At 50.1% G+C, this 24235-nt stretch carries 21 protein-coding genes; 5 read left to right on the top strand and 16 right to left on the bottom strand.

Features of this window, described 5'->3' with window-relative positions; all coding sequences use genetic code 11:
- Positions 1–37: 37 nt before the first annotated feature.
- The 6 genes from WFK81_RS05795 to WFK81_RS05770 form a co-directional block, all read right to left on the bottom strand.
- Entirely contained in the window at positions 38–712 is a 675-nt protein-coding gene (locus WFK81_RS05795) for a DUF4166 domain-containing protein (RefSeq protein ID WP_336785513.1), read from the bottom strand.
- Positions 709–1581 carry a DoxX-like family protein gene (locus WFK81_RS05790; RefSeq protein ID WP_336785512.1) on the bottom strand — a complete coding sequence of 291 codons (873 nt, stop codon included), beginning with the start codon at positions 1579–1581 and terminating at the stop codon, positions 709–711. Before WFK81_RS05790 ends, WFK81_RS05795 begins: the two co-directional genes overlap by 4 nt.
- A gap of 134 nt (positions 1582–1715) precedes the next feature.
- Positions 1716–2345, bottom strand: a complete 630-nt coding sequence (locus WFK81_RS05785; protein ID WP_336785511.1) for a response regulator transcription factor — start codon at positions 2343–2345, stop codon at positions 1716–1718.
- Between the two features lie 15 nt (positions 2346–2360).
- On the bottom strand, positions 2361–3680 hold the full coding sequence (locus WFK81_RS05780; protein ID WP_336785510.1) for a sensor histidine kinase: 1320 nt from the start codon (positions 3678–3680) through the stop codon (positions 2361–2363).
- A gap of 3 nt (positions 3681–3683) precedes the next feature.
- Positions 3684–4745 (bottom strand): M42 family metallopeptidase, encoded by a 1062-nt coding sequence (locus WFK81_RS05775; protein ID WP_336785509.1) that lies wholly within the window; start codon positions 4743–4745, stop codon positions 3684–3686.
- A gap of 17 nt (positions 4746–4762) precedes the next feature.
- The gene (locus tag WFK81_RS05770; RefSeq protein ID WP_336785508.1) at positions 4763–5320 is read right to left on the bottom strand and encodes a GNAT family N-acetyltransferase; all 558 of its coding nucleotides are present in this window, start codon (positions 5318–5320) and stop codon (positions 4763–4765) included.
- A gap of 146 nt (positions 5321–5466) precedes the next feature.
- Between WFK81_RS05770 and WFK81_RS05765 the strand changes: the two genes are divergently transcribed.
- Entirely contained in the window at positions 5467–6684 is a 1218-nt protein-coding gene (locus tag WFK81_RS05765) for a chloride channel protein (RefSeq protein WP_336785507.1), read from the top strand.
- A 125-nt stretch (positions 6685–6809) separates the two neighbouring features.
- Here the strand turns inward: WFK81_RS05765 and WFK81_RS05760 are convergent, their stop codons facing one another.
- A complete protein-coding gene (locus WFK81_RS05760; protein ID WP_336785506.1) occupies positions 6810–7688 on the bottom strand; it encodes a radical SAM/SPASM domain-containing protein in 879 nt (292 codons plus the stop codon).
- A 100-nt stretch (positions 7689–7788) separates the two neighbouring features.
- On the opposite strand from WFK81_RS05760, the gene WFK81_RS05755 reads away from it, so the two are divergent.
- Positions 7789–7992: a hypothetical protein gene (locus tag WFK81_RS05755; RefSeq protein ID WP_336786422.1), complete on the top strand. Its 204-nt coding sequence runs from the start codon at positions 7789–7791 to the stop codon at positions 7990–7992.
- 72 nt (positions 7993–8064) lie between these two features.
- On the opposite strand, the gene WFK81_RS05750 is transcribed toward WFK81_RS05755, so the two are convergent.
- The 4 genes from WFK81_RS05750 to WFK81_RS05735 all read right to left on the bottom strand — a co-directional run bounded on the left by WFK81_RS05750 (position 8065) and on the right by WFK81_RS05735 (position 17593).
- Positions 8065–9378, bottom strand: a complete 1314-nt coding sequence (locus WFK81_RS05750; RefSeq protein ID WP_336785505.1) for a stalk domain-containing protein — start codon at positions 9376–9378, stop codon at positions 8065–8067.
- A gap of 170 nt (positions 9379–9548) precedes the next feature.
- Complete coding sequence (locus tag WFK81_RS05745) at positions 9549–11345, bottom strand: ABC transporter ATP-binding protein (protein ID WP_336786421.1); 1797 nt, start codon at positions 11343–11345, stop codon at positions 9549–9551.
- A gap of 52 nt (positions 11346–11397) precedes the next feature.
- Positions 11398–13146: an ABC transporter ATP-binding protein gene (locus WFK81_RS05740; protein WP_336785504.1), complete on the bottom strand. Its 1749-nt coding sequence runs from the start codon at positions 13144–13146 to the stop codon at positions 11398–11400.
- A 34-nt stretch (positions 13147–13180) separates the two neighbouring features.
- Positions 13181–17593, bottom strand: coding sequence for a DEAD/DEAH box helicase (locus WFK81_RS05735; protein ID WP_442956042.1), 4413 nt, complete (start codon positions 17591–17593; stop codon positions 13181–13183).
- Positions 17594–17800: 207 nt separating this feature from the next.
- Between WFK81_RS05735 and WFK81_RS05730 the strand changes: the two genes are divergently transcribed.
- Positions 17801–18133, top strand: a complete 333-nt coding sequence (locus WFK81_RS05730; protein WP_336785502.1) for a DUF5658 family protein — start codon at positions 17801–17803, stop codon at positions 18131–18133.
- Here WFK81_RS05730 and WFK81_RS05725 read toward each other — a convergent pair.
- From WFK81_RS05725 to WFK81_RS05705, 5 genes are all read right to left on the bottom strand, one after another.
- The gene (locus tag WFK81_RS05725; protein WP_336785501.1) at positions 18124–20238 is read right to left on the bottom strand and encodes a WG repeat-containing protein; all 2115 of its coding nucleotides are present in this window, start codon (positions 20236–20238) and stop codon (positions 18124–18126) included. The genes WFK81_RS05730 and WFK81_RS05725 overlap by 10 nt on opposite strands.
- Before the next feature lie 221 nt (positions 20239–20459).
- Complete coding sequence (locus WFK81_RS05720; RefSeq protein WP_336785500.1) at positions 20460–20807, bottom strand: VOC family protein; 348 nt, start codon at positions 20805–20807, stop codon at positions 20460–20462.
- Between the two features lie 34 nt (positions 20808–20841).
- Positions 20842–21300 (bottom strand): VOC family protein, encoded by a 459-nt coding sequence (locus tag WFK81_RS05715; protein ID WP_336785499.1) that lies wholly within the window; start codon positions 21298–21300, stop codon positions 20842–20844.
- A gap of 31 nt (positions 21301–21331) precedes the next feature.
- Positions 21332–21802 carry a pentapeptide repeat-containing protein gene (locus tag WFK81_RS05710; protein ID WP_336785498.1) on the bottom strand — a complete coding sequence of 157 codons (471 nt, stop codon included), beginning with the start codon at positions 21800–21802 and terminating at the stop codon, positions 21332–21334.
- A gap of 143 nt (positions 21803–21945) precedes the next feature.
- Complete coding sequence (locus tag WFK81_RS05705; RefSeq protein WP_336785497.1) at positions 21946–22710, bottom strand: SDR family NAD(P)-dependent oxidoreductase; 765 nt, start codon at positions 22708–22710, stop codon at positions 21946–21948.
- Positions 22711–23077: 367 nt separating this feature from the next.
- Between WFK81_RS05705 and WFK81_RS05700 the strand changes: the two genes are divergently transcribed.
- Positions 23078–23656 carry a hypothetical protein gene (locus tag WFK81_RS05700; protein WP_336785496.1) on the top strand — a complete coding sequence of 193 codons (579 nt, stop codon included), beginning with the start codon at positions 23078–23080 and terminating at the stop codon, positions 23654–23656.
- A 93-nt stretch (positions 23657–23749) separates the two neighbouring features.
- Positions 23750–24043 carry a Dabb family protein gene (locus WFK81_RS05695; protein WP_336773101.1) on the top strand — a complete coding sequence of 98 codons (294 nt, stop codon included), beginning with the start codon at positions 23750–23752 and terminating at the stop codon, positions 24041–24043.
- Positions 24044–24235 lie beyond the last annotated feature (192 nt).

Raw genomic sequence — 24235 nt, 5'->3', positions numbered from 1 at the left:
AAAAATTTGTCGTTTCACGCAAAGCTAATATATGGCATTACTCTCTCGCTTCTTCCCGAAGCGGCTTCGCATCGGCCGGAATGAGCTTCAAAGGGATCAATTCCGCGTCAAAGCTTCCCTCGTAATGAAAAACCGTGCCCAATACGGGACTGCTTACGTTGACGCTAATCCGGTATTTTTGCCGGTTATCGTCATACCATTCGGTTACATCGGCCGTTCCGGTAAGCTGTGCCGGCCAGGTAAACTGAATCCATCCTTCATAGAACCGCTGAGCTCCCGAGCGGATCCGTATTCCTCCGTTGCTTGCAGCCGTAATGTCCAGGTCTACGGCCAAATGCTGCTTATTGCCCAAGTAGTCCACGATTCTCTTTCTCTCGGAGCTGTAAATCATCGTTGCGTCAAAATGCCGAATGGCCCGCTTGAATTGAAATTTGCGGATCCAGGTTACCGTTTCGCGGCCATACCCGTCCTGATAGGCATAATTTTCAATCGTAAATGGGATGCCGCTCCCTCCCTCAGGGAACATAATGTGGCGCGCAGACCCTATTGCAAGCGGCAATGTCGCCCACTTGTTAAACCAGATCCGGTCCATCACGCCTTGCCCGATTGAAGCAACCTGATCTTTGCTGCTGAAACCGAATCTCTCCTGAATGCGAGGATGGAGATTGCCGAATTGCGCTCCCAATGCTTGTTCATAGATGGATCTGGTCATTTCTTCCCTTCCCCTTTCTTGCGAATGCAATTGACTGCGTTAGGCAAGTCCCGGGAAGTCCACATGCCCGTCAAGCATAGACCTAACATAGCCGCGCTTATAACAAATGGATTAAACGGCTGAGTTAGAAGCGAAGGCGTACAAGCCAAGGCTCCTCCTGCAAGAGCCAATAATCCGGCTGACTGCAGCTGGTAAATCCATTTCGCCCGGTGATACGGCAGAAGCATCAATCCTAGCAGAATCTCCGCGGCTCCAAGCCATTTGAGAGCTTGCAGTTCCATTCCCGGGAACATATGCGTGCTTTGCATCATGCTTAGTTCCCCAGCTTCCGGGTATATCCACTTCGGTATAAGACCCTCATACAGCCATAGCAGACTTAACAGTCCCGTGCACAAATAATGAATCAACGTTCGCTGCAGGCTTACTGCCGGCGGGATCTGCTTCTCCAGCCATAGCCGCAAAACATCAAAGCTGAGAGCGGTCGCCCAGCCGAATAAAGGCCGGAACAAAAGGCTGTCGAACCATTGGCCCAGCCGGCCGAACCGGGTGGCATAATCGTATCTCGTAAGAAAGGTAATCGAGTCCGCATTCTGGCGGTACTGCCAATATCCCGCTCCATGACGGATTAAGGAAATCTTCTGCTCCGAGCCGAATGCAAGGGTAGACAGCCTGGCCCCCGTCCCTTCGAATCCAATACGCGTCTCATAGAGAAAAGCCTGCGTATTTCTCTCTGCGTTGCGGGGCAGATAAGTGATGCTTGAAAACCGCAAATCCCACTGCTCATGCAGTTCGGCGGTCTGGGTATAGGTCCACAGCTTTTCCATATCGGCATGAATGTTCAATTCCACATAAATCGGTCTCCGTTTCATTGGCAATTCAGCTCCCTTCCCCTACATTGTAGGACGGGAGGCCGGATGCCGGCAGTTCTAACTTTTTTAGAACCCTTCCCTATGCAGAAAAAAGGACGCTGCCTCTTGAAAGCAGCGTCCATGCATAAATGTCGTTATTTAGGCGGGAGCAAGCCTTTTCGCCGCACCTTTTCCACGGCTTCCTTACGGCTTGTTACCCCCAGCTTTTTGAGCATTTTGTTCACCTGATTCTTCAACGTGCTTTCCGTCTTGTACAGCTTCTTCTCCATCTGCGGCTGCGTGTAGCCCTGCTCGATCAGTTCAAACACTTCCCGCTCGGCGGCCGTCAGCTGCTTGAGCTGCTCCTCCCGCTTCAGCCTGGCGTAATCCTTGAGCAAGGCATCCATCGCGCGGGGGTGCTGAAACGCGGTCCTAATCACATGGGGGAGCTCCTTGTAATGGGTCTTCTCCACGTAATTAACCGCCCCTGCTGTAAAAGCCTGCATAATGACGGATTCGTCCTTCATCGACGTCAGCATAATGATCTTTGCCGGATGAATATCGTTCATCTCAATAGCGGTATGGATGCCTTCCTCCTCGTAGTCCGTCAGCTGAATATCGAGCAGAACAACATCGAAGTCGAGCTGCCTTGCCTTCTCAATCGCTTCGCGAGAAGAGGTGGCGAAGCCTGTGACCTCCAGATCAGACTCGCTGTTCAAATAGGCGGTCATTGCCCGGATCCAGTCCGGATCATCTTCGACAAGAAAGATTTTAATCGTTGACATGGCATGATCCTCCTGTCAGCCGAGGCGGATGTTTTTAGCGGCAAAATGAAAAATAACGGTTGTCCCATCATTTACCTTACTGATGACGTCAACAGAACCTCCGCTCTTCTTCATCACATTGTACACGTAAGAAAGGCCTAGACCAAAGTTGCTTGAGCGGTTCTTCGTGCTGAAGAACGGTTCAAATACCCGCTCCAGCTGATTGTCCGGAATCCCTCTCCCATCGTCATTAATCGTTAACTGCACGGACTTCTTTTCCCGTTCCAGACGAATGGTTAATCCCCCTCCGGTCTCCATCGCTTCAACCGCGTTTATCAATACGTTGCCGATTGCTTCGGATAAGTGAACGGGATCGCCAATCAGAATTGGCCGGCAGGCATATTCGTCCTGTACATGGATTTCCTTCTGCTCAAACATCCCTTTATGCGCAGCCAAACAGCTATGCACCAGCTGATCCAGCCTGAATGGCTTCTCTACAAGAACGATGTCCCGCATCTGGCTGTGAATCCGGTTCACCATGCCAAGCATGTGCTCCGAAGCTGACGTAATGATAGCGAGATGAGATAAAGAGTCGGGCGATTGGTCCGCCAACTCCCGCTTCAGATTATCGGAGCTGATGGCAATTTTGCCGATTTCGTTTTTGATGGAATGATTAAGCTGCACCGCTCCTGAGCTGACCGCCTTCATCGTTCCTTCGAGCGGGTCCTTCTCAAAGCGAAGTCTTACGCCCAGCACGCCGTAAATAAACGTGCAAATCAGAGCAACGGATAACGAATAAATAATGAACAAGGACACATAGCGGAAAGTATCCAGATCAGGAGCCGCAACAGCCGCTACGTTAATGAAGAGCAGCACCGCCAGAATAGTCGGAACAATTATAATGGTTGCTATGAAACGGTTCCTTCGCTTGCGGCGGTTCGTCTCCTTCCATAAGGAGACGATAAGCAAGAGGCAGGCAGCAATGTAATAAGGGGCTGCCCAGCCTAGCAGGAAACGGTAATCCAGTTGGATTTCGGGTATTAGCGGCGTAGTCGTCATCATCCATGCAGGAAGAACAAGCAAAGCCAGCTTCAAATAAAGTCTCACTCTTTTTACGGGTACCAGCTCGGAATAAACCAAGCTAAATACAAGAATGCCGTAAGGAGATAACGTATGGTTCAGCAGCTGCTCAATGCTTGCCCATTCGTTATAGCCGTACAGGATTAATACATCCGTCAAGCCGCCTATCGCGGCTGCGCCGAGGAAAAATGCCGCCCAGCGGTTCATCTCGCTGCGGGGATTGTTCACCAGCAAGACGACCGCGGCTGTCAGCAGCGCGAAGAAGTAATAAATCATCCGTTAGGCAGCGGATAATCCCAGGTACGCAAGCAGCAGAGCTGCGGTATTTACGATCGCATCGGCGTGAGTCCGTTCCATCGCGTGCGAAGCATGCACGCCCGGTCCGATTAATGCTGCGCGAATGTTGCTTCCTCCCCGCAGCGCAGCAGAAGCGTCGGAGCCGTAATGCGGATAAATATCGACGGCATAAGGCAGCTGATGCTGCTTCGCAAGCTCGATCAGTCTCGAAGTCATCTCGTAATCGTACGGTCCGGAGGAATCCTTGGCGCAGATCGATACATCCCGCTCCGTCGTGGACAAATCGTCGCCAATCGCCCCCATGTCCACCGCGATTAACTCCGTAATGTCGGCTGGCATATAAGAATTGCCGTGACCAACCTCTTCGTAAGTGGAGAAAATAAGCTTAAGCGTACGCTCCGGCTTCTTATCGACCCGCTTCAACCATTCCAGTAGGCCAAACAACGCCGCAACGCTGGCCTTATCGTCCAGATGCCGGGATTTCACCCAGCCCTGCGGCGTAATCCGCACTCTCGGATCCCAAGACACGATGTCGCCTACCGCAATGCCGAGAGACTCCGTTTCCGCCTTGCTGGACGTATTCTCGTCGATTCGGATCTCCATGTTGGCTTCGTCCCGCTTCCATTCCCTTGCGTCCGGATAGACATGAACGGAGGTTTTGGTAGACAAGACCGTTCCCTCGTACTGCCTTCCGTCCCTGGTGTGAATGAGGCAATACTCTCCTTCAATCGTCTCCATGTTATAACCGCCAATGGGAGTAATACGCAGCATCCCGTTTGGTTTAATGGACCGAACCATGGCGCCAAGCGTATCGACATGGGCGGTATAGGCAATCGCTTCGTCCGAATTGCCGCTGCCCGCAATCGTAATCATCCCGTTCCCTTTCGGGGTACGCTCCATCGTAAAACCAAGCTTTTGCGCCTCTTCCTCGAGCCGTTTCATAATGTTCATGCAATAGCCGCTGGGACTTGGAATCTGAAGAAGCTCCTCCAGAAAGCTTAAAATATATGTCCGGTTTAATGTTTTGTTTAACGGATTTTCCATCTGTAATCTCCTCCTGCTTATTTCTTAGAATACGCCTTTTCATGAAAGGAAGTTATGTAACGGAACAGCTTCTTCCCGCTTCCGTCACCAAGCCAGGCGGTTTCCTGATTCAGCTGTTTGTACATGGCCCGGTATGGCTCGGGTACCCAAATATAAGGATGCTCGTAATCGGTAATCGTGAACCCGTTCCGCTCCCAGAATCGGACACGCTGCTCGTTCGTTGGCGTAGGCTCCGATTCCACTTCAATAAGCAGTCCGTCTAGAAACATGACTTTTTGCGCCCATTCCGTAATGGCTTGAATCAGTTGGGAGCCGATCCCCTCTCCCCTCCTCTGCTCGGATACCGCGATATAATCGATAAGCAGTATCTTGCCTCCGCCTGTCAGTCCGGACAGAGCCATCGCATCTACAGTGCCGTCTTCGGAGAGAGTATGGAAGAAACAAGGCATTTTCCGGAACATCCCGTTAATGATCGCATCGGGCTTTCGCCCTTCCTTCGGAAAGGACTGTTCGTACAGCTTCTTCGCTAGCGGCCACAAGGTGTTATCGAGTTCATTCAAGGTCGTAAACATCATCCGTTAAGCTGACTCCTTTACGCATAAACTCATCTGGATTCTAGTGTACCACTTCTGCCGGTTATTGACGTTATTTTCAAAATGTACGATAGTAAATAAATAGTTGTTTACGTGAATTCCCCTTCAGTTAGGAGCTTATCGGGTTTATGGCTAACGTTATGAAAACATCCTTGTTGCGGCTGACCGTTGCGGCTGTCGTCGGCATTTGTACCGGATCGGCGTCCGCTCTCTTCCTGACAAGCTTGGAATGGGCAACGGAAATGTCCATGTCGCACGCTTGGCTGCTGTGGCTGCTCCCCCTTGGCGGAGCGCTGGTCAGCTGGCTTTATATGCAATACGGGAAAGATGCGGCAAAAGGCAACAATCTGCTGCTTGACCGGATCTATGGCGGAGAGACCGCTGTTCCTCTGCGCATGGCGCCGCTTGTTCTGTTTGGTACGATTATTACTCATTTATTCAGCGGCTCCGCAGGGCGGGAAGGTACAGCCGTTCAAATGGGCGGCAGCTTGGCTGAGGTGATCGGCAAGCGCTTCAAGCTTAGCGGAGCTGAAAGCAAAATCATCCTGCTATGCGGGATCAGCAGCGGATTTGGCTCGGTCTTTGGCACACCTGCCGCCGGTGCGGTTTTTGCCCTTGAAGTTGCCGCGCTTGGCATGATTTCCCTGGAGTCGATTCTTCCGATTTTTCTCGCCAGCTACGTTGGCCATTATACGACACTGGCCTGGGGCGTGCACCATCTTCATTATTCGCTAGGCCCGGTCCCTCCGCTTAGCGTAATGCTGTTGGTCAAAATTGCCGCGGCTTCCGTGCTATTCGGGCTTGCAGCGCTGTTGTTCGTTACGCTCACCCATCGGTTAAAAGCCTGGTTTGCGAAGCTGCTGCCTAATCCGATGATCAAAAGCTTTATTGGCGGCCTTATTATTATCGCGCTGGTCTATCTCATCGGCTCAAGGAATTACTTAGGCCTTGGCCTTCCGTTGTTGCAGCATTCGTTTGAGGAAGCCGCATCTCCGTTGGCCTTCCTGTGGAAAACAATCTTCACTTCCATTACTCTTGGATCCGGATTCCAGGGCGGCGAGGTTACGCCGTTATTTGTGATCGGCTCAACGCTTGGCAGTGCCCTTGCCAACCTGCTTGCCGTATCCGTTCCCTTGCTTGCCGGAATCGGCTTAATCTCGATCTTCAGCGGAGCTACCAATACGCCGCTTGCCAGCTTTATTCTTGGCCTTGAGCTGTTTGGCCTCCATGGCTTTGGCTGGTTGTATATGCTGATAGGGTGCGCGGTTGCTTATCTGTGCGCGGGAGCGCCGGGCATCTATTCGGCACAGCGTTCAAGGCGCTATTTCAAAGAATTATGGGACTAGACACGGCTAGTCATCCACCTTCATAGGATGCAGAAGCAGAAACTGTAATGATTTTTATGGATAAGCATGCCAAAAAAACAGCCGTAAACGTATAACGTTCACGGCTGTCCGCATGACTGATTTCTTTACTTGCCGAAGCGCTGGCGATAGCCGCATTTGCGGCACAGCTCCTCAACCGCTTCCCGTCTCGAAAAGCCGTCAACGAGATTTGTCGCGCGCTCCCCTTCGATAATGTCCGAGAAACGCTGCTCATTCATATTGCCGAGATTAATGATACCCTCACCGTCTAGGCAGCACGGCACCACGGTACCGTCAATAAGTATGCCTGCCTGATTCCGCAGTCCGTAGCAAAAGCCTTTGCCGTCATCTTCCTTCGCCTTCAGATCCGGCCACTCGAATTCATAGTCTTGATTCAAATAGACACGGTCGGCGATTTTGACTCCGCTTCCGGGCATAACCTTTTCTTCGATAAGATAATCCAGCTCGAATTCTTTTTCAATCATCGATAGAATCTCGCGGTTCCGCTGTCTCTCTGCATTCGTCATGTTATCCTGCGTCAAATTCCACAAGCGGAACGAAGTAATCATGTTCGTCTGTTCCATGGCCTCGCGGACGAAGGATAAAACGCCGCTGATATAACCTTCCTTATCCTTGGAGCCGGCATGCCCGTCAAAGCTGTGAAGCGAGAAATTCATTTGCCGGAGCGCCGGCTTCGACAGCAGCTTATGTTTATTTTTCTGAAGCAGCGTTCCGTTCGTCGTAATATTGACCTTAAAGCCCTTCTCGTGGCTGATATCCAGCAGCTGGTCAATCTTGGGATGGAGCAGCGGCTCGCCCTTCAAATGGAAATAGATATAGTCCGTAAACGGTTTGATCTGATCAAGCCGCTCCGTGAAATCTTCTATGCTTATAAATCCTTTCGCGCGTTCGGTTGGTGGACAGAAGGAGCACGCCAGGTTACAAATACTCGTAATCTCAATATAAAATTTCTTGAATCTCTTCATCCTTCAAAGCTCCATTCTCTCGCGTTGCTGATCGTCTACCCACCATTATACCATTAAAGTCAATCAGGAGGTTGATTGGATTATGTTCATGCAGGGACAAATGTCCGTTCAGCAAAAAGCCATGATGTTTATCGGACGTCCGGTCGGCATTTCTCTTCGCAACGGCCAAGGCGTATCCGGGGTCATCTGCAGCGTGCAAGGGGGCGAGGTTTACATCATGCAATATATGTACGCCTCGCAGTTCGCCACCTTCCATTACAGCTTTAACGATATTAACGACATATTGCCTTATCCGGCTTGCTAGCTTAACGCCATTCCAAAAAAATCAGCGGCAGAACCGGATAAACATCCCATTCTGCCGCTGTTGTGCGTTTAACTATTCTTTAATAACGGATTTATTAATTGCTGGAATCATATCCGGCGAATATTGGCGGTACACGCCCAAGCGCCAAAGCGCTGCACCCTTCAACTGATAACGTTTGGCAAGGCCAAGCTTATCATCAATCGATTGCGGCGTTTCGGCTCTTAGGTCAATCCCAAGCAGAAGCTTGGATTTGGGCACGCCGGCTTTCAGAGCCTGCTGGATCGCCTCGTTCACCTTATTATTAGGCTCCGGCACTTGAGCTGCCGTGCCAGACGGATTGTATTTATACGCCATTAGAATGAGATCGTCGGCAACGGATGCCAGAGTCTTGTAATCATAGCCTTGATAAGCGCTGTTTGGAGCATGCACGATAAGAGACAAAGCTATATCTTTCGGGAGTGCATTCCTTAGCTGCTTCGCATAAGCATTCAGAAGCTTCTGCTGCTCAATCTTGTCAAGCTGGAAGCCAAGCCCTTCAAAGTCCAAGACCACGCCGCCAAATCCATAATCCGAAATGGCTTTTGAAATGCCGCTGATCGAATTGGCGCGAAGAGTCTCGCTGCTCATCATCTTTGTCAATTCATTTTGCCCGTCAAGGGAATAGACCATCAGATAGGGCTTAATGGACTTGTCTGCCGTATCGCGCACGAGCGATTGCGGAGTAACATCGCCGTTCGGCTCGGGTACTCGATATTCGGAGCCTTCGAGCGTAAAGTTGCCGTCCCGGTCAATCCTGCTCCAACCAAAAGCCACAGAGTTCGCCGAATCTACCAGGTCACGCTCGGAAAAGGACGATAATGCATAGAACGTACGCAAGTGCATGGCTCTTTGCGGCGATTTGATTGTTACGGTATTGGTCGATTGGCTCCAGCCGACCTGCGCGCCGAATTGGGTGCTGAAAAAGCTTAATGGAATAAGTACGCGATTATTTCTCATCATAGGCGCAGCCGGCAGTTTTACGTTCATTCCATTTACAACGGCAGTATCGCTGCCAAGCTTCATGGACAGCTTTACCGCCTTGCCTAGCTTGGAGCCTTCCGCCGTAACCGTCTGCGTCTTCTCATCCCAGACGACCTTCTGCAGTCCAAGCGCTTCGCCAATGGTGCGGAACGGAACAAAAGTAACGCCTTTTACGATTATTGGCGGGCTGTCAAAAGGCAGCTCTACATCATCTAATAGAATGGTCGTCTTGGCAGGAACGGCAGACGTCGCCGTTGCCGTTACTGCAGCTGCCGATTCGGCCTTCCCCTCGGAGATACCACTCGTTAACAAGGCAAGTGCCAGTACGGCGGCGGCAGATTTGATTCCCCATTGATTAATCACCATAAACCTCCCATGCTCTACCCTTATTCTACCAACAAGTGGAAGCGGTATAGCAACGGCCCTAGTATATCAAATTTTTACTAGGGAGCACAAATGATAGAATAGTCACGAGAGAGTAACGGGAATAGAAAAGGACTGAACGGATTTTTCGCAGAATCCGTCAGCCCCTATTCTCAAACGGTTAAATTCCGGTGCATGCCGTAATAAATGCCTTCCTTCTCCATCAATTCGCTATGGGAGCCTTGCTCGGCAATCGTTCCCTTGTCGATGACGAGAATCGTATCGGCATTCTGAATCGTGGACAGCCGGTGCGCGATGATAAAGCTGGTGCGCCCCTCCATCATCTGAAGCATCGCTTCTTGAATCCGGAGCTCGGTTCGGGTATCAATGCTGCTGGTCGCTTCATCCAGAATAAGAATGGACGGCTCCGCAAGAATTGCCCTGGCGATGGCCAGCAGCTGCCGCTGCCCTTGGCTCAGGTTCCCACCATTCTCCGTAAGCGGAGTATCGTACTGCTGCGTCAGGCGCCTGATGAATCCGTCGGCTCCCGCCATACGCGCCGCTCTCCGAACTTCCTCGTCGGTTGCCTCCGGCTTGCCGTACTTCAGGTTTTCCTTCACCGTGCCGGAAAATAAATACGTATCCTGGAGCACGATGCCAAAGGTCCGTCGAAGGCTGTCTCTCGTGTAATCCCGGATGTCCCTCCCGTCAATGAGGATCCTCCCGCCTGTCACGTCATAGAACCGGCTTAGCAGATTAATGACGGTTGTCTTTCCCGCTCCGGTTGGTCCGACTAAGGCCGTGCTGCTGCCGGCTTCGGCCGTGAAGCTGACGCCTTTCAGTATTTGCACGTCGCTGCGGTAGCCGAACTGCACATTTTCAAACACAACCTCGCCTTTGGGAGAAGCAAGCTCGACGGCATCGGGAGCATCCTCAACTTCTTCCTTCTCGTCAAGCACTTCGAATACCCGCTCTGCTCCTGCAATCCCTGACTGGAGAACGTTATACGTATTCGCCAAGTCCATCATTGGCCGGACAAATTGACGGGAATAGCTCAAGAAGCTTGCGATAATTCCCACCGTGATCATTCCGTGCACGGCCATAATCCCGCCGACGATCGCTACTGCCGCAAAGCCGATATTGTTAATTACGCTGAGCAGCGGCATCATAAAACCGGACCAGATTTGCGCCTTGGTGCTTACTTTGCACAACTCGTCATTGTCTCTGCGGAAATCGGCAATCGAGGTTGCTTCATAGTTAAAGGCTTTGACAACCTGGAAACCGGTGATCGTCTCCTCGACTTGACCGTTTAATCGTCCCAGCTGCGCTTGCTGATTTTTGAATAACGCGCTCGTTCGTTTCGTAATGGTTCTGGCAAGCAGGAACACAAGTGGTACCGTAATCAGGCTTGCAAGCGTTAATAGAGGACTCAACACTAGCATCATGATCAGCGATCCGAGCAACGCGATTGAGCCGGTCATCAGCTGCGCCGAGGTCTGCGAGACGGATGTGCTGACATTGTCGATATCATTCGATAGTCGGCTCATCAGTTCGCCATGCCTGCGGGTATCGAAATAAACAAGCGGCAAACGCTGCAGCTTCTCGAATAAGGTGCGCCGAAGCCGGCTGACGATCCGCTGGGAGATCCCTGCCATCATCCAGCCCTGCAGGAAGCTCAGCGAGGCATCCGCCAAATAGGAAGCGACAAGCGCAAACAATACGAGATGCAGCAGACTGAAGTCAACCGCGCCTTTCCCTCCTGCCATTGCGTTGACGGCAACTCCGATTAAATAAGGTCCAAGCAGCATAATGGCGGAATCGATCAGGATAAAGCCGAATACAAGGGCAAGCTGCTTACGCTCGCCGCTCAAATAACCCCAAAGGCGCATTAAAGTCGCACGAAAGTTTTTCGGCTTTTGCTTCGGTCCGCCGCGTCCGCCAAATCCGGGGCCACCCGGACGGCCTCCCATGGGCACATTAACCTCGGAACGCGCTGTTCCGTCATGATTTGGTTTAGTTCCGTTAGGCTGAGGCATGGTTACCTACCTCCTTGCCGATCTGCGACCGGTAGATCTCCTGATAAACCTTGCAATCCTGCATCAAACGGTCATGGCTGCCCATGCCTACTATTTCTCCATCGTCCATCACTAGGATGGTGCTCGCATCCTTCACGGAGGATATCCGCTGGGCAATGAGCAGACAAGTAACATCCTTAGCGTATTCGCTGATCGCGCGCTTGATGGATGCCTCCGTCGCGCTGTCGAGCGCGCTTGTGCAGTCGTCAAGAATAAGAATATCCGGCTTCCGGATAAGCGCCCTCGCAATTGAAATTCGCTGCTTCTGCCCGCCGGAGAAATTCACGCCGCCTTGGCCAATCATCGTATTGTACTGCTCCGGCAGCTCCGAAACAAACGAATGAGCCGAAGCCATTTTGGCCGCATCCACAACTTCCTCCATAGATGCGTCCTGCTTCCCAATCCGGATATTATCCACTACCGGTCCTGTGAACAGCACCGATTTCTGAGGAACGATTGCAATCTTCTCCCTCAACTCATGAGTATCAACCTCGCGAATATTGATGCCGTTAATCCGGACTGCCCCTTCCGTAACGTCATAGAAACGAGGGATCAAGTTCACCAGCGTGCTTTTTCCCGAACCGGTTGATCCGATTATGGCTACGGTCTCCCCGGGCCGGCAGCTGAAGCTGATCGATTTGAGAACGGGCTCGCCGTGGGGACCTTCATAGGAAAAGCTGACATTGTCAAATTCGATAGCGCCCTTGCCCTTCAGCTCTTTTGCAGCAATTGGTTGGATCGGATCTGTCATCGGATTGGTCTCCGCAAGCACCTGCACAATCCGGCCCGTTGAAGCCTTCGCGCGAACGAACATGTTGAAGATCATCGTCATTGTCGTCAGCGAGAACAGGATTTGCGTCATGTAGTTAACGAACGCGATAATATGACCAACCTGGGTATGCCCGTTGTTGACCCGGATTCCGCCAAGCCAGATAACAGCCACAATACCGATATTCATCGCCAGCGTAACGGCGGGACCGAATACAGCCATAACCCGCTGCGCGGAAGTAGACCGGACCTCGTATTGCTTGTTAATACCGTTGAATTTATCGACCTCGAGATCAAACCGGTTGAAGGCTTTAACGACTCTGACGCCCGACAAATATTCGCGCATAACGCCGTTTAACCGGTCCAGAGCATTCTGCACCTTCAGGAACAACGGCAGACCTACCTTCATGTTGAGCACAATCATTAAACCAACGATCGGAATCACAATCATAAGGACGATGGATAAATAAGGATTTAACCGGAAGGCCATAATAAACCCTCCGATGCAAAGCATGGGTGCCTTGACAAAAATCCGCATCATTCCGTTAACGAAGTTTTGGACTTGCGTCACGTCGTTGGTAAGCCGAGTAACCAGCGACGCACGGTCGAAGCGGTCTACGCTTTCGAAGCTTAACCCTTGAATCTTCTCGAATAAATCCTGACGCAGCTCTGCGCCAAACCGCTGGGATACGATACTGGAGACAATATTGCGGCCTGATGCCGCAATAGCGCCTCCGAGCGTAATCAATAGCATGTAACCGCCGAAATGGAGAACCTTATCCATTTCTTTGGTCGCAACCCCTTCGTCTACAATATGCGACATCATGGTCGGCTGAAGCAGATCCGCCAAGGCTTCAACGCTGACGAGCAGGACGCAGAAGGTGAACAGCAGGCCGTATTTTCTGACATATTTCATCATGTGCTGCACGCGTCGATCCCCTTTCCTATATACGAAAGCACATCTATTTCAATTGGCTTTGCCATAATACAAGCGATTTCTGATCGCTCTCCGCCCCAATCTCCTTCAGCAGCTTCCCTTCATCCGTCAGCGCTACCGTCTCGCCGTTCCAGCGTTCCACCACGATCTTCGAGAGATGCAGGCGGCGCAGCAGCGTCATAAATATACGCTTGAGCTCCTCTGCCGAAGGAAGGCTGGTTGATTCCTGCGGTACCATCGTATGAATCCGTTTGCCGTTGTTCTCCATCCAATACAACCATTGATCTCCCCGTATAACGAGGAAATGCCCCGGCTTCCTGGCGAAGGAGCAGCCATAGCCTTCAGGCCATTCCATCAGCAGGCCAAACGGATTAGCCGGATCTACCGCCGACAACAGCGTAAGCGTCTCTTTTGCCGGAGTGCCTGAAGGGAACGGCTTACGAATGAGCTCGGCGATCTCCGGCGTCGTAAACTGCATCGTGATCGCTCCGTCGATAAACAAACCGCGCGTCAACCTACCCCATTCCTCGAGCTTTCGGAGAACCGGCTGAAGGCGGTCCCAGCTGTAAGGCGTAACCGAAGCTGCCAGTTCCTTGGTAACAATCCCGTAAGTATCCAGCAGATGCCGGATCCAGTACATCTCCGGAGGGTCGGTATCCGTAGATGCATGGCCGGATTGTCCTTCAGCCGGCAATGTCTCTGCCAGACTGCCGGTCCAGTACCATCTCCCAAGTCCCGATCCGGTCTTTGCCCAGTCTTTTCTCTTCTTGAGCGTTAATAACCGAAGGGGAGCAAACTGGTCGTTGGAGGCATGGCCTTCCCAAGCGAGCTCCAGCAATGCCGATAATAACTCTGTCGGAAGCTTCCCTGTCTCTCTCGCCAGACGGGTCAAGAAGCTGGCGCCGCTCCTCTTCAACAGCTCGAGCAGCTCCGGATGCGCTGAGTCTTTCTCTCTGCTCTCCGCCAGATAAGGTTCATAGATTGAACGGCTGCCTGCGAGGAAAAAGGCTACTTTGCCTTCCTTTTCCTCCGGTAGCTTCTTGCCGATCCAGATGACTTCTCCCGTTGCGCACAGCAGATCTAGCTCATCCTTCCTGTAATCCGTCACGCGGGAGGGAAAAATAACCGATTCCCAATGCGATAGCGGCAGAAAAATACCTTGCAGACGCTCGATAACAAGCTTGAGGCCTTCGCTTCCGCGCAGCTGAGCACCTTGCAGCGCATGCTGGCGAAGCGCAATCTGCGCGCACCAGCGGATGGGAGATGCAGGCTGCACCTGCTTGCGTGCTTCTCCTATCGACAGCCGGATCATGCGCTCCGCCGCGCGCCGGCTCGACCATATCCGCTCCTCAGGAGAAGCCGCGAATGGGGCCTGCTCGAGGCTGCCTTCCTCACGCAGTTTGTCGATTAGTCCCTTTGCTTCAGCTAGAGACAGCTTCGGGTAACGCTCGCACAGCTCAAGCTCTGTGAAGGAGATCCGGTTGTCGGCAAACCGGCGGATAACAAAGGAAGCTGCCTCATCCGACTCCGGCAAAGCTTTGTATATCTCAAGTTCATCACGGCAAATCCACCGGTATTCCTCTTCCGGCGTATCTTGCGATGGCTGATAGACGGCTAGCTCTCCGGTTTGCATGAGCTGCTCCGCCCATTCCAGAGCCCTTGTGCCCGACAGCTGGATGAGCTCGTCCGAAGCAAGATCGCCACGGCGCTTCAGCAGCCGAATAACATCGCCTGGTTCGCGAAGCTCTAGCTGCGGCTCCGACAGCCTTTGCCTCTCAGCCTCCAGGATCTGCTCGGGAATTGCGCTTCGGATAGCCTGCTCGCCGAACAAACGGCCCGCCATTTCCTTGCTGACATTCATCAGCTGCATTTGAATGGCCGGATCCAGCCCGTCACCTTCGTAAATCCGCATATTGACGTAATCGGCCAGGAATTGGGTAGCCATCGGGGACGGATATTCCGTCTCCTTAACCACCACCTCAATCTCACCCTCCTGAATGGAAGTTAACAAAGCTCGAAGGTCATCCAAAGCTAAATACTCGTGCAGGCATGCCTTCATCGCCTCCGTCAAATAAGGAAAATGCTCGGCATACGGCATGGCGGAGCGAAGCAGTTCCTCGCTCCTCAACCGCTTCTGCCATAACGGCGTCCTGCCGAAGCTGCGGGATAACAGAAGCGAAGTTTCGGCAATATGACGGAAGGCAATCGCAAGCAGCGGCGAGCCTGTAATAGCTTCTGTCAGCAGAGGCTCTACATTAGCTGGCGTAACCCCCCAGATCGTCTGCAGCCAGGAGGAATCCCATTCCGGCAGAACAAATTCGATGCCGTTGTCTTTGGCATTGCCGTACAGACGGTATGGCAGAAGCAGCTCGAATTGCCTCTCGATCGCCAGCAGCCAAGTCCGGTTAAGCCGTCTGCCAAACGGATTATGCATGATGACATGCGTCTGATTCATCAGATCGCGGTAGGTCTCTATGACGATGCGTTTATCCGTCGGGAGCGCGCAGAAGGATTGCTGGGATCCGATTAGCGACAGCAGCTGCTGTGCCGTATAATCATCCATCCGATAGTGTCCGGACAGCCAGCCGATCAGCCGTTCCTCGTCTTCCCGTTGAAGACGCTCTTCTATCTCGGCTATAAACGCCCCAACTTTTTTGCCTAGCGAATAAGTCCGCCCAAGTCCTTCAGCACGCCAAAACGGTATTTCGCTAAAGCGGTTGCCCGCCTCGGACACGTAGACCCGGTCCTTATCGATCCGGCGTATCATCCAGCCGTTCATTCCAAGCTGGAATACGTCCCCTACGCGGCTCTCCTGAACAAATTCCTCGTCGAGCTCGCCAAGATGGACGCGGCTGTCTACATGATGGACCGGATACGCCGAGCTCGAAGGAATCGTTCCCGCCCCGGTTAACGCCCCAATCATCGTATTCCGACGCTTTACGAGCTGATCCGTATCGCGGTTCCAATACAGGAGCGGCCGCATAAACGGGTAAAAGCCCGCCAGCACCTGCAGCATGCCCCGAAGCTTGCCGACAGGAAAGCTTCGGTAGCTGTCGCTTCGGGCGATCAGCCTGTGCAGATCGCCCACCGCCATGTCCCGCGCAGCAACAATGGATATCGTCTGCTGCGACAGGACATCCAGCCGATCCCGCGGGATCTGGATCGGCTCGATATCGCGCTCGGCAATTAACTTGCCGAGCACCGCCATCTCCGGCAGCACGCCCCGCTGCCGGGCAACCATCGCGCCGCGGCTGGCGCTGCCGACGGCGTGGCCCGCACGGCCGATCCGCTGAATGCCGGATGCGGCTTCAATCGGGGAATCGAGCTGGATAACCAGCTCGATATGCCCGACGTCAATGCCAAGCTCGAGCGAGGAGGTAGCCACTATGCAGCGAAGCTCGCCTGCCTTCAGCATCCTCTCTACCTCGAGCCGCCGCTCCTTGGCAATGCTGCCGTGATGGGCTCTTGCCATCTCGTAGCCGGCATGATCATTCAGCCGAAGGCATAGACGTTCGCATAACCTCCGGCTGTTTACGAAAATAATGACCGAACGGCAATTCGACATCAACGCAAACAGCCTGTCCAGAATCGGGAGCCATACCGCATCGCGGGTCTGCATGGGCTGCGATTGATCAGGCATCGTTAATGATACTTCAAGCTTTTTGCTCATATGGCTTTCTACAATCGTTACCGGACGAGGCACTAAGCCGAGCGGATGAACGAATCCTTCGTTTTCTGACTCTTGCCTCTCATCCGCTTCATTGCCTGCCGGTTCCTGCCAACCGCCAAGAAACCTTGCAACGCGCGCAAGCGGCTTCTGCGTAGCCGATACGCCGATTCGTTGAATCCGTCTTCCGCATAACTCTTCCAGCCGTTCTAGCGATACGGATAAATGAGAGCCTCTTTTATCCGCCGCAAGATCGTGAATCTCGTCAATAATAGCGAAGGAGACTGTTTTTAGCATCTCCCTCCCTTTCTCGGAGGTCAGAAGAATGTACATGGATTCTGGCGTAGTTACCAGAATATCCGGCGGTTTCCGATACATAGCGGATCTAACCGAACTGGTTGTATCCCCTGTCCGAACGCCGCTGCGGAGTCCCGGCCAGCTGGTATCCGATGAGGCGGCAAGCTTATCGATCTGTTCGATAAAAGCAACCAGATGATCGTGGATATCGTTATTAAGCGCCTTGAGCGGCGTAATATAAAGCAGCCTCACGCCGGCCTGACGCTGTTGCTGCTTCATCCGGGCAATCCCATCGAGACATGGAAGGACGGCGGCTAATGTTTTGCCCGATCCCGTCGGGGCGGCAATCAGCGTATTATTGCCTGCTGTAATCGCTTTCCAAGCTTGTTGCTGCACGTCGGTCGGCTCGCCGAACGAAGCCTTAAACCAATCCGCAAGGGATGGATGAAAAGAAGATAGTGACGAGCTCTGCATGACCTTCAGCTCCATCTGATTATTGTCGGGCATAATTCCTTTACTACTATATTATATCAGCACAACCGGGCAAGCGCCAAAACGAAAACAGCGCATAAAAGCCCCTTCCGGAAAAGGAGTGTTTCATGCGCCAGCTTGCTTATTCCAGATACAAAATGTATCATGAATTTATTACACTCTTCCAATAATGGGATGGGATGTGTTGGAATGTCTGTCATCCTTCGATTGCCAGTAAGAGGACTGCTGATATGGCTTCTCGTTTTCAGTCTAACCGATGCATTATTTACCGATATCGGAATCAGATTAAAGCTTATAACCGAGCTGAACCCGTTTGTATCCTGGTTGTATAACTGGCATTCAATCGCCTATTACGGCGTTAAGTTGATTTTTCCCGTACTCTTTTTGCTCATTTATCCTCAGTTAAGTGCCCGCTTATGGATCCGTTATTCAGCAATCATCCTATTCCTGCTCTACCTATTCGTTAACATGTATCATTTGCTATGGGTAGCTCTTGCCCTGGTGAACGCCCGTCATGGATGAAATGAACGCCAGAAATCGCCACGCTCATCAATGATGTTCATAATTTGCGAGTATGGGATTCTAAACGCGGGAAAACCTGCAGCATAAGGCGCAATCTCATAAGGCTCAAAGTACAAATGCAGAGCATCCTGCGTTACGAAAAATGGCTGATCCGGTTTAATGCCTTTATACGTATCCGGAAAAACATAATTATACTGAGGATCCGTTTTGATCTGTTCCCCTACAATGTCGCTCAGTACCTTGACATAGTCACTGCCCGGCTTGAATAAATCCTGCAGCGTATACATATCGCCATTGGACACATCGATATGGGCATAGACCTTCGTTGGCATGCCATGCGCTGCGCCGGCCGGGTAATTATAGCCCGTCATTTCAATCTCCAGCAGATTTTTCTTGAACAACGTAACTTCGAAATCCCCGCTATACGTATAGCCAAGCTGCTCATCGCCTGGGATCGGCTTGACCTGAGACATTACCTTAAGCGTTTCGTTCAACCGCTCCTGCGCGACTTGATCGGCGATTCCTTCCACAGCGGGATAATAGACGACATAGTCCTTATTTGGCTTGTACTTATGCTCCCTGACCAGATAAGGCAGGCGAAGCGGAATAACCGTGTTAGGCTCCCAAACGAAACGTCCGTTCCGGTTGGCATATTTGATCCTCTGATCAATATTGACCTGAATCAGGTCATCCTCGAGTTTCAACGTACCGCTTCCCTGAAACTGCGGATAACCAGGTGCAGGATTACCGCTGGTGTTAATGAAGAAAGTAGTCTTGCCGTTGCTGGCCGAAGCGAGTCCTTTTCGATAAGGCTGTACGTCGGTATAAACAAAATCCGTCAGTCGTTTGCCATCGGAATCGAAGATCGCATACATCGAGCCAAGGAACGGTTGATCCGGATCAATCGCTTTCCCTACCGCATACCGCTGCTGGCCAATTGCCATGATATCGTTATAAATCGTCTGTATGACCACATTCCCTTTTGTATCAATAACGCCGTATTCCGAGGCAAAATCCTCCGCGTTATTAACGATTGCCCGGCCATTCTGGAACGGAAACGCCATCGAATAGGTGGGCTGAATTTTCACCGTGCCCTTTTCGTTAATATAGCCATATTTCCCATTCGCCGTTTGTTGGAATGGCAATAATCCATCTCCCAGAACTCCAACAAAAGGAAAATGATACTCCGCTTCCTTCGAACCGTCATGACGGATCAAGGCAAAATCATTGTCCTTAATTTTTACAACCGCATGTCTGTTTGAAAAGTCGGTTGCATCTTCATAACGAAGCGGTATAACTTCCTTACCGGACCTGTCAATGTAACCGTAGACGGTTTTGCCGTCAGCCAACTGGTTATTAACCATTGCTCTTCCATCATGCACGTCTGCCATATAGGAATATCCATTGCTTGTAACAATAGCTCCCGAGTCATTAAGCAGCCTGTATTTACCTTTATCGTCAATGACAACCGCTCTTCCTTCCGAGAAAGGAGAGATAAACTCATAAACGGGTCTGACAAAATAGGAGCCTGTTGTATTGATCAGCCCTGTGCCATTATCCGCGCTTACAATAGCAAGCCCATTGGCTTGAAAATCCTCTGCACGGTCAAAGCGTGGCGGTATCACCATCGTGCCAATTCCGTTAATATAGCCCCATCTGGTTCCGCTTGTTGTTTTCTCGGATCCCGGATAGAGAGAGATCGCTCTAGTCTCCAAAGAACGATCATCGGGTACAATATTCCGGAAGCCAACAGGACTCCATTCATAGACGGCGCGTTTCGTCTGTTCCTCCCCAGTCCGCCAGTTAATAATAAGATTATTAACCATCCGGCTTGTTACGGGTGCAGCAGTGAGCTCCGCAACACCATAGCCTTCGCCCTTCGCAGCTGCCGCGATCATCCAGCCGATATGACGGTATTGCAAAATATGGACATAAAGCTCATCTTGCCACCGGTACACAACCGTCAGCTCCGGAACACCATCCCCGCTTAAATCCTGGGGATATATGGCATACTCGTTAGATGGATCCTCCATCATGACGAGCTCCGCCCCTTGAGGGAGAGAAGATTGTGCCAATCGGATAATCTGGTCATTGATCCAGTCCATTCACTTTTGGCCCCTTTCCCAGCACGTTACTTCAACTCACTATTCGTATGCGGGAAATAAGGAGAAATATGACATATTAACAACAGAGCTTGGACGTCGTTTAGACAACAGGCTAAGCAGAGTAAATGACCTAATCAGCAATAGATTCTTATGATGCCCAATGTTTCCTACTTGTCTGCCGGTGACAAGTGCAGCTTTCTTTCTTGTCTAATTAAATAGACTCATTTGCAAACCATTAGCATGTTCCCATCCGGATCCTTGAAATTAAACCAGTGACCATTCTCGATTCCCGTAATCAGCTCAACCTTCTTCTCCTGCATAAATGCATAGGCCTGTTCAATGTCTTCCGTGTGGAATTGAAATGCCGGTGCCTTATACAGATTTTCACGCGAGTAAATTTTGCTGTCCAGTACAATGTTTGGTCCTTCCATCGGCAAAACATAAATATGTCCGAAATAAATCTCGCCGTCTGCAGGAAGACCTAGAATATCACAATACCAGTCGCGGGCATTTTCAACATTGCTTACGGGTATAAAGATACCATTGATTTTATTAGAGATAGGATTCATCAATATCCTACTTTCTTTATTATGGAATAAAAGACTATGCCTTTCTTCGCATTGCACCTAAGACAATATTGTACTGATCAAGATCATGAATATGGGCATTCTTAAATTCCCAGCCGCCATGCTCGCCAATAAAAGCTTCTATCCCGATAATTCCGCCTCTGCCACGCACCTCTTCCACATATTCGTCGAATTCTTCCCAGCCAATATGAATATAGGTATCCCAGCCATAATCCGGCCCGTCCCATTCCGTTGGATAGTTGCCACGCTTGGCAGAGACCGCATTCGGTTTAACATCCTCGCAGGCAACAGCCTGCTGGAGGATAAAACAGACATCGTCACGCTCCGCATGTCCCCAATCATCAATGGAGAACCCTAAGCAATCACGGTAATAAGCTTGCGACTTTGCCAGATCCGATACTAATCGAACTTGAATGGTCTTGCCGAGTTTAACTCTGGATTTGCCCTTCTCTTCTTCAAGAATTTGTTCGCTCATGATTTCTGACCTCCCGTTCAGAATAATAGATTTACTGAAGCTTAAGCAGATCCGATATCAGAATCCCGTTGATTCGGAGGCCGGCAATATTGCAGTTATCGATATTAACATTGGATAAATCACAGTTGTTAAATTGAGATTTAGAGAGGTTGCAGTTCTTAAAAGTTGTTGGTTCATATTGACCGTCAGCTTTGTATTGAGGCTCGCCTTCCTTTGGCAGAACGACATTTTTAAACTCGGTGCCAATCAAATAGACATGATCGATGCTGGCATGACTGACATTCGCAAGCCTAATGCTTACCCCCGACATGTTTGCATCCGTAATATGAATCCCGCTCATATTTACATCGTTCAACTTCATGGCGTTCATATTTACGTTATTAATCGAAGTTCTCGCAAGGCTGACATTATCGATTACCAGTTCTTCTGCGCGCACCTCCTGCCATTTCGATCCTGAAATATCAGACTGCTGCAGATCATACGGTCCAACTTTTAAGCTCATCCTCAGATCTCCTCCAATAATAGGTATTTAATCAGGTAATTCGATATAGGATCAAATTTTCCCTTTATTATCCAAATCATATCACGAAAACAAAAGGAGAACAAGTGTTTGTATTTTACTTAAATTGTGATATGATCATCTGATCACTCTTCCAATTCACATACCTTATATAGACTGCCATTAATGGAGACTGAATTACTTATTAGTTTAATAATTTGACTTGCTACGCGAGCTGGATCCTTTAAATTTCCTTCTGTCTTCTGTGCCGCAAAATAACCCGCTAACGCCATATCCGACTCACGGGCAATCTGCTGCATCGATGTATCCATCATCCCCGGATCAACCGCGTATACCTGTACTTCATTAGCCGACTGTCTCTGCTCTTGTTCCATTCCTATACAACGTGAGAACATATTCATAGCCGCTTTTGCCGAGCAATAAAGACTCATGCTTGGTGCAGGGTACTTTCCGGATCCGGATGAAATATTTACGATCTTTCTTACAACATGCCATTCCGAGGTCATTCGAATAAAAGCCGAGGTAAGCAGCATCGGGGCTGTAATGTTAAGCTGTATACTTCTCGATATATCCTCATCCGTGCAATATTGAATATCTTTTAACGGAGTTACCGAAGCCGCATTATTGATTAGGGTTATAGAATTCAAGCCATATTGATCAATAGATGAAATAAGATCTTGTAATACTGCTGTAAGACTCGCCGTTACAATTAGATCAACAGGGTAAAAGAAGTAATTTCCGTCTGTCGTATTTCGGACGATTTCCTCATTATCCGTTCGGGATAAGCCAATAACCGTGTTCCCTTCCTCTAGAAGCCTTTTAGCCAGCTCCGCGCCCAGTCCGCTGGATACTCCCGTAATGATGTATACATGACCACCTATGATGATCATCTCCTTTTCAGTTCCCTAAGTTTAATCATATAATAGGTAATCATACTGCCTACTCCCAGAAAACAGAAAACAATAGTCAGGAACATTAATCCGCTAAGATAAGCATTATTCTTATCCGCCTCTATAAGGTAAAGCAACGTGATTAAAGAAATTACAAAAGCTCCCATGAACAAGATACTTAGTAGCCCTCTCCATTTCATCCCCATCCCCCTCCTTTGGGAGATAATCAACTTCACCTTCAACATTTTTCCAGTAAAAACAAGATTATCATATGTCTATGAACCATGCACGCAAAACTTCAGTCTATTAGGTTTGGTCAATCTATAATGGTATACTCTATGTAATACCCGAATTGGAAGTAAAAGGAGTGTTCACCATTACAAATTCGAGTAAATTAACCTTGCTTATTGCCGTTGTTATTCTAATCGGAGGCTTCATACTTTGGAATCAGGAGCATCAAAGGGCCAAACAGATGAAATCTGGCTTGCAAGGTATGCTTGGCAGCGCCATCTATCAACTATGGTCTAATTATAATGAGATTGCTAAATATCCGCCTGAAGAAATAAATCAAGAACGATTAAATCAAATTAATGAGAATTTAATCCGTATTAGCGCCTATTCTTACCTTGTTGATCAGAAAGAAGGAACAAATCTGATGGTACCTATTGCAAGAGATCTAACAACGATAACGGAGTATCTGAATAAGCAACTGCAGCTCAACTCATCCCTCACATCGGATGATCAAGACGTATATCGTTATATGCTCCAAGTAATATCGGATATCCACCCGCAAATTGGATCTGTCTATTACATTCCTGACCAGCTCGAAGGACCGATAGTTGCACTTAAGCCCAATCGCTCAGCCGTGAAAAAGATGGTGGTATCGCGAGATCGCCTGAAGGAGTATGCTTCCCGGCTCAAAACAAAGTCTGCGGCTGCCGCTTAAAGAACTTCATTAATGAAAAGAACTAGAAATACGTTCCCATTTCATGCTATATTGCATAAGGCTAGAGATTCTGAAGAAAAGAGAGGTTTCAACATGATTGACCGTACAATTCTAGTAAAATTCGGCGAGCAAACGACCAACGAACAGCTCCAAGAGATCGTAGATCGATTTAAGGCGCTGAAAGAACATTTGACTGGTGTTATCGAAGTAAATGCCGGCATTAATTTCTCGGATAACAACAAAGGTTACCAGCTGGTCCTTCGCGTCAGATTCGAAGATAAAGCTGCCTTGGAGGCTTATGGCCCTAACCCACATCACCAAGCTGTAGCAGCGCTTATCCGCGAGTATGGCCGTGAGGATAGCATCGCAGCCAATATTGAAGTGTAACATAAAAACAGCGGCACGCTTGACAAAAGCGTCCGCTGTTTTTTAGCATTAGTCTTTTCTCATTTATAACTTAATACATACAATCGAGTAGGAGGGGGCGCCTAGCCCCCGTCCTCTCACACCACCGTACATGCGGGTCCGCATACGGCGGTTCCAAATGGTTAACAAAGTTCTAAATAACGAGTAAGTAAA

This window comes from Paenibacillus sp. MMO-177, assembly GCF_037147795.1.
GTDB lineage: Bacteria > Bacillota > Bacilli > Paenibacillales > Paenibacillaceae > Pristimantibacillus.
This window is presented reverse-complemented; position numbering and strand designations above follow the sequence as displayed.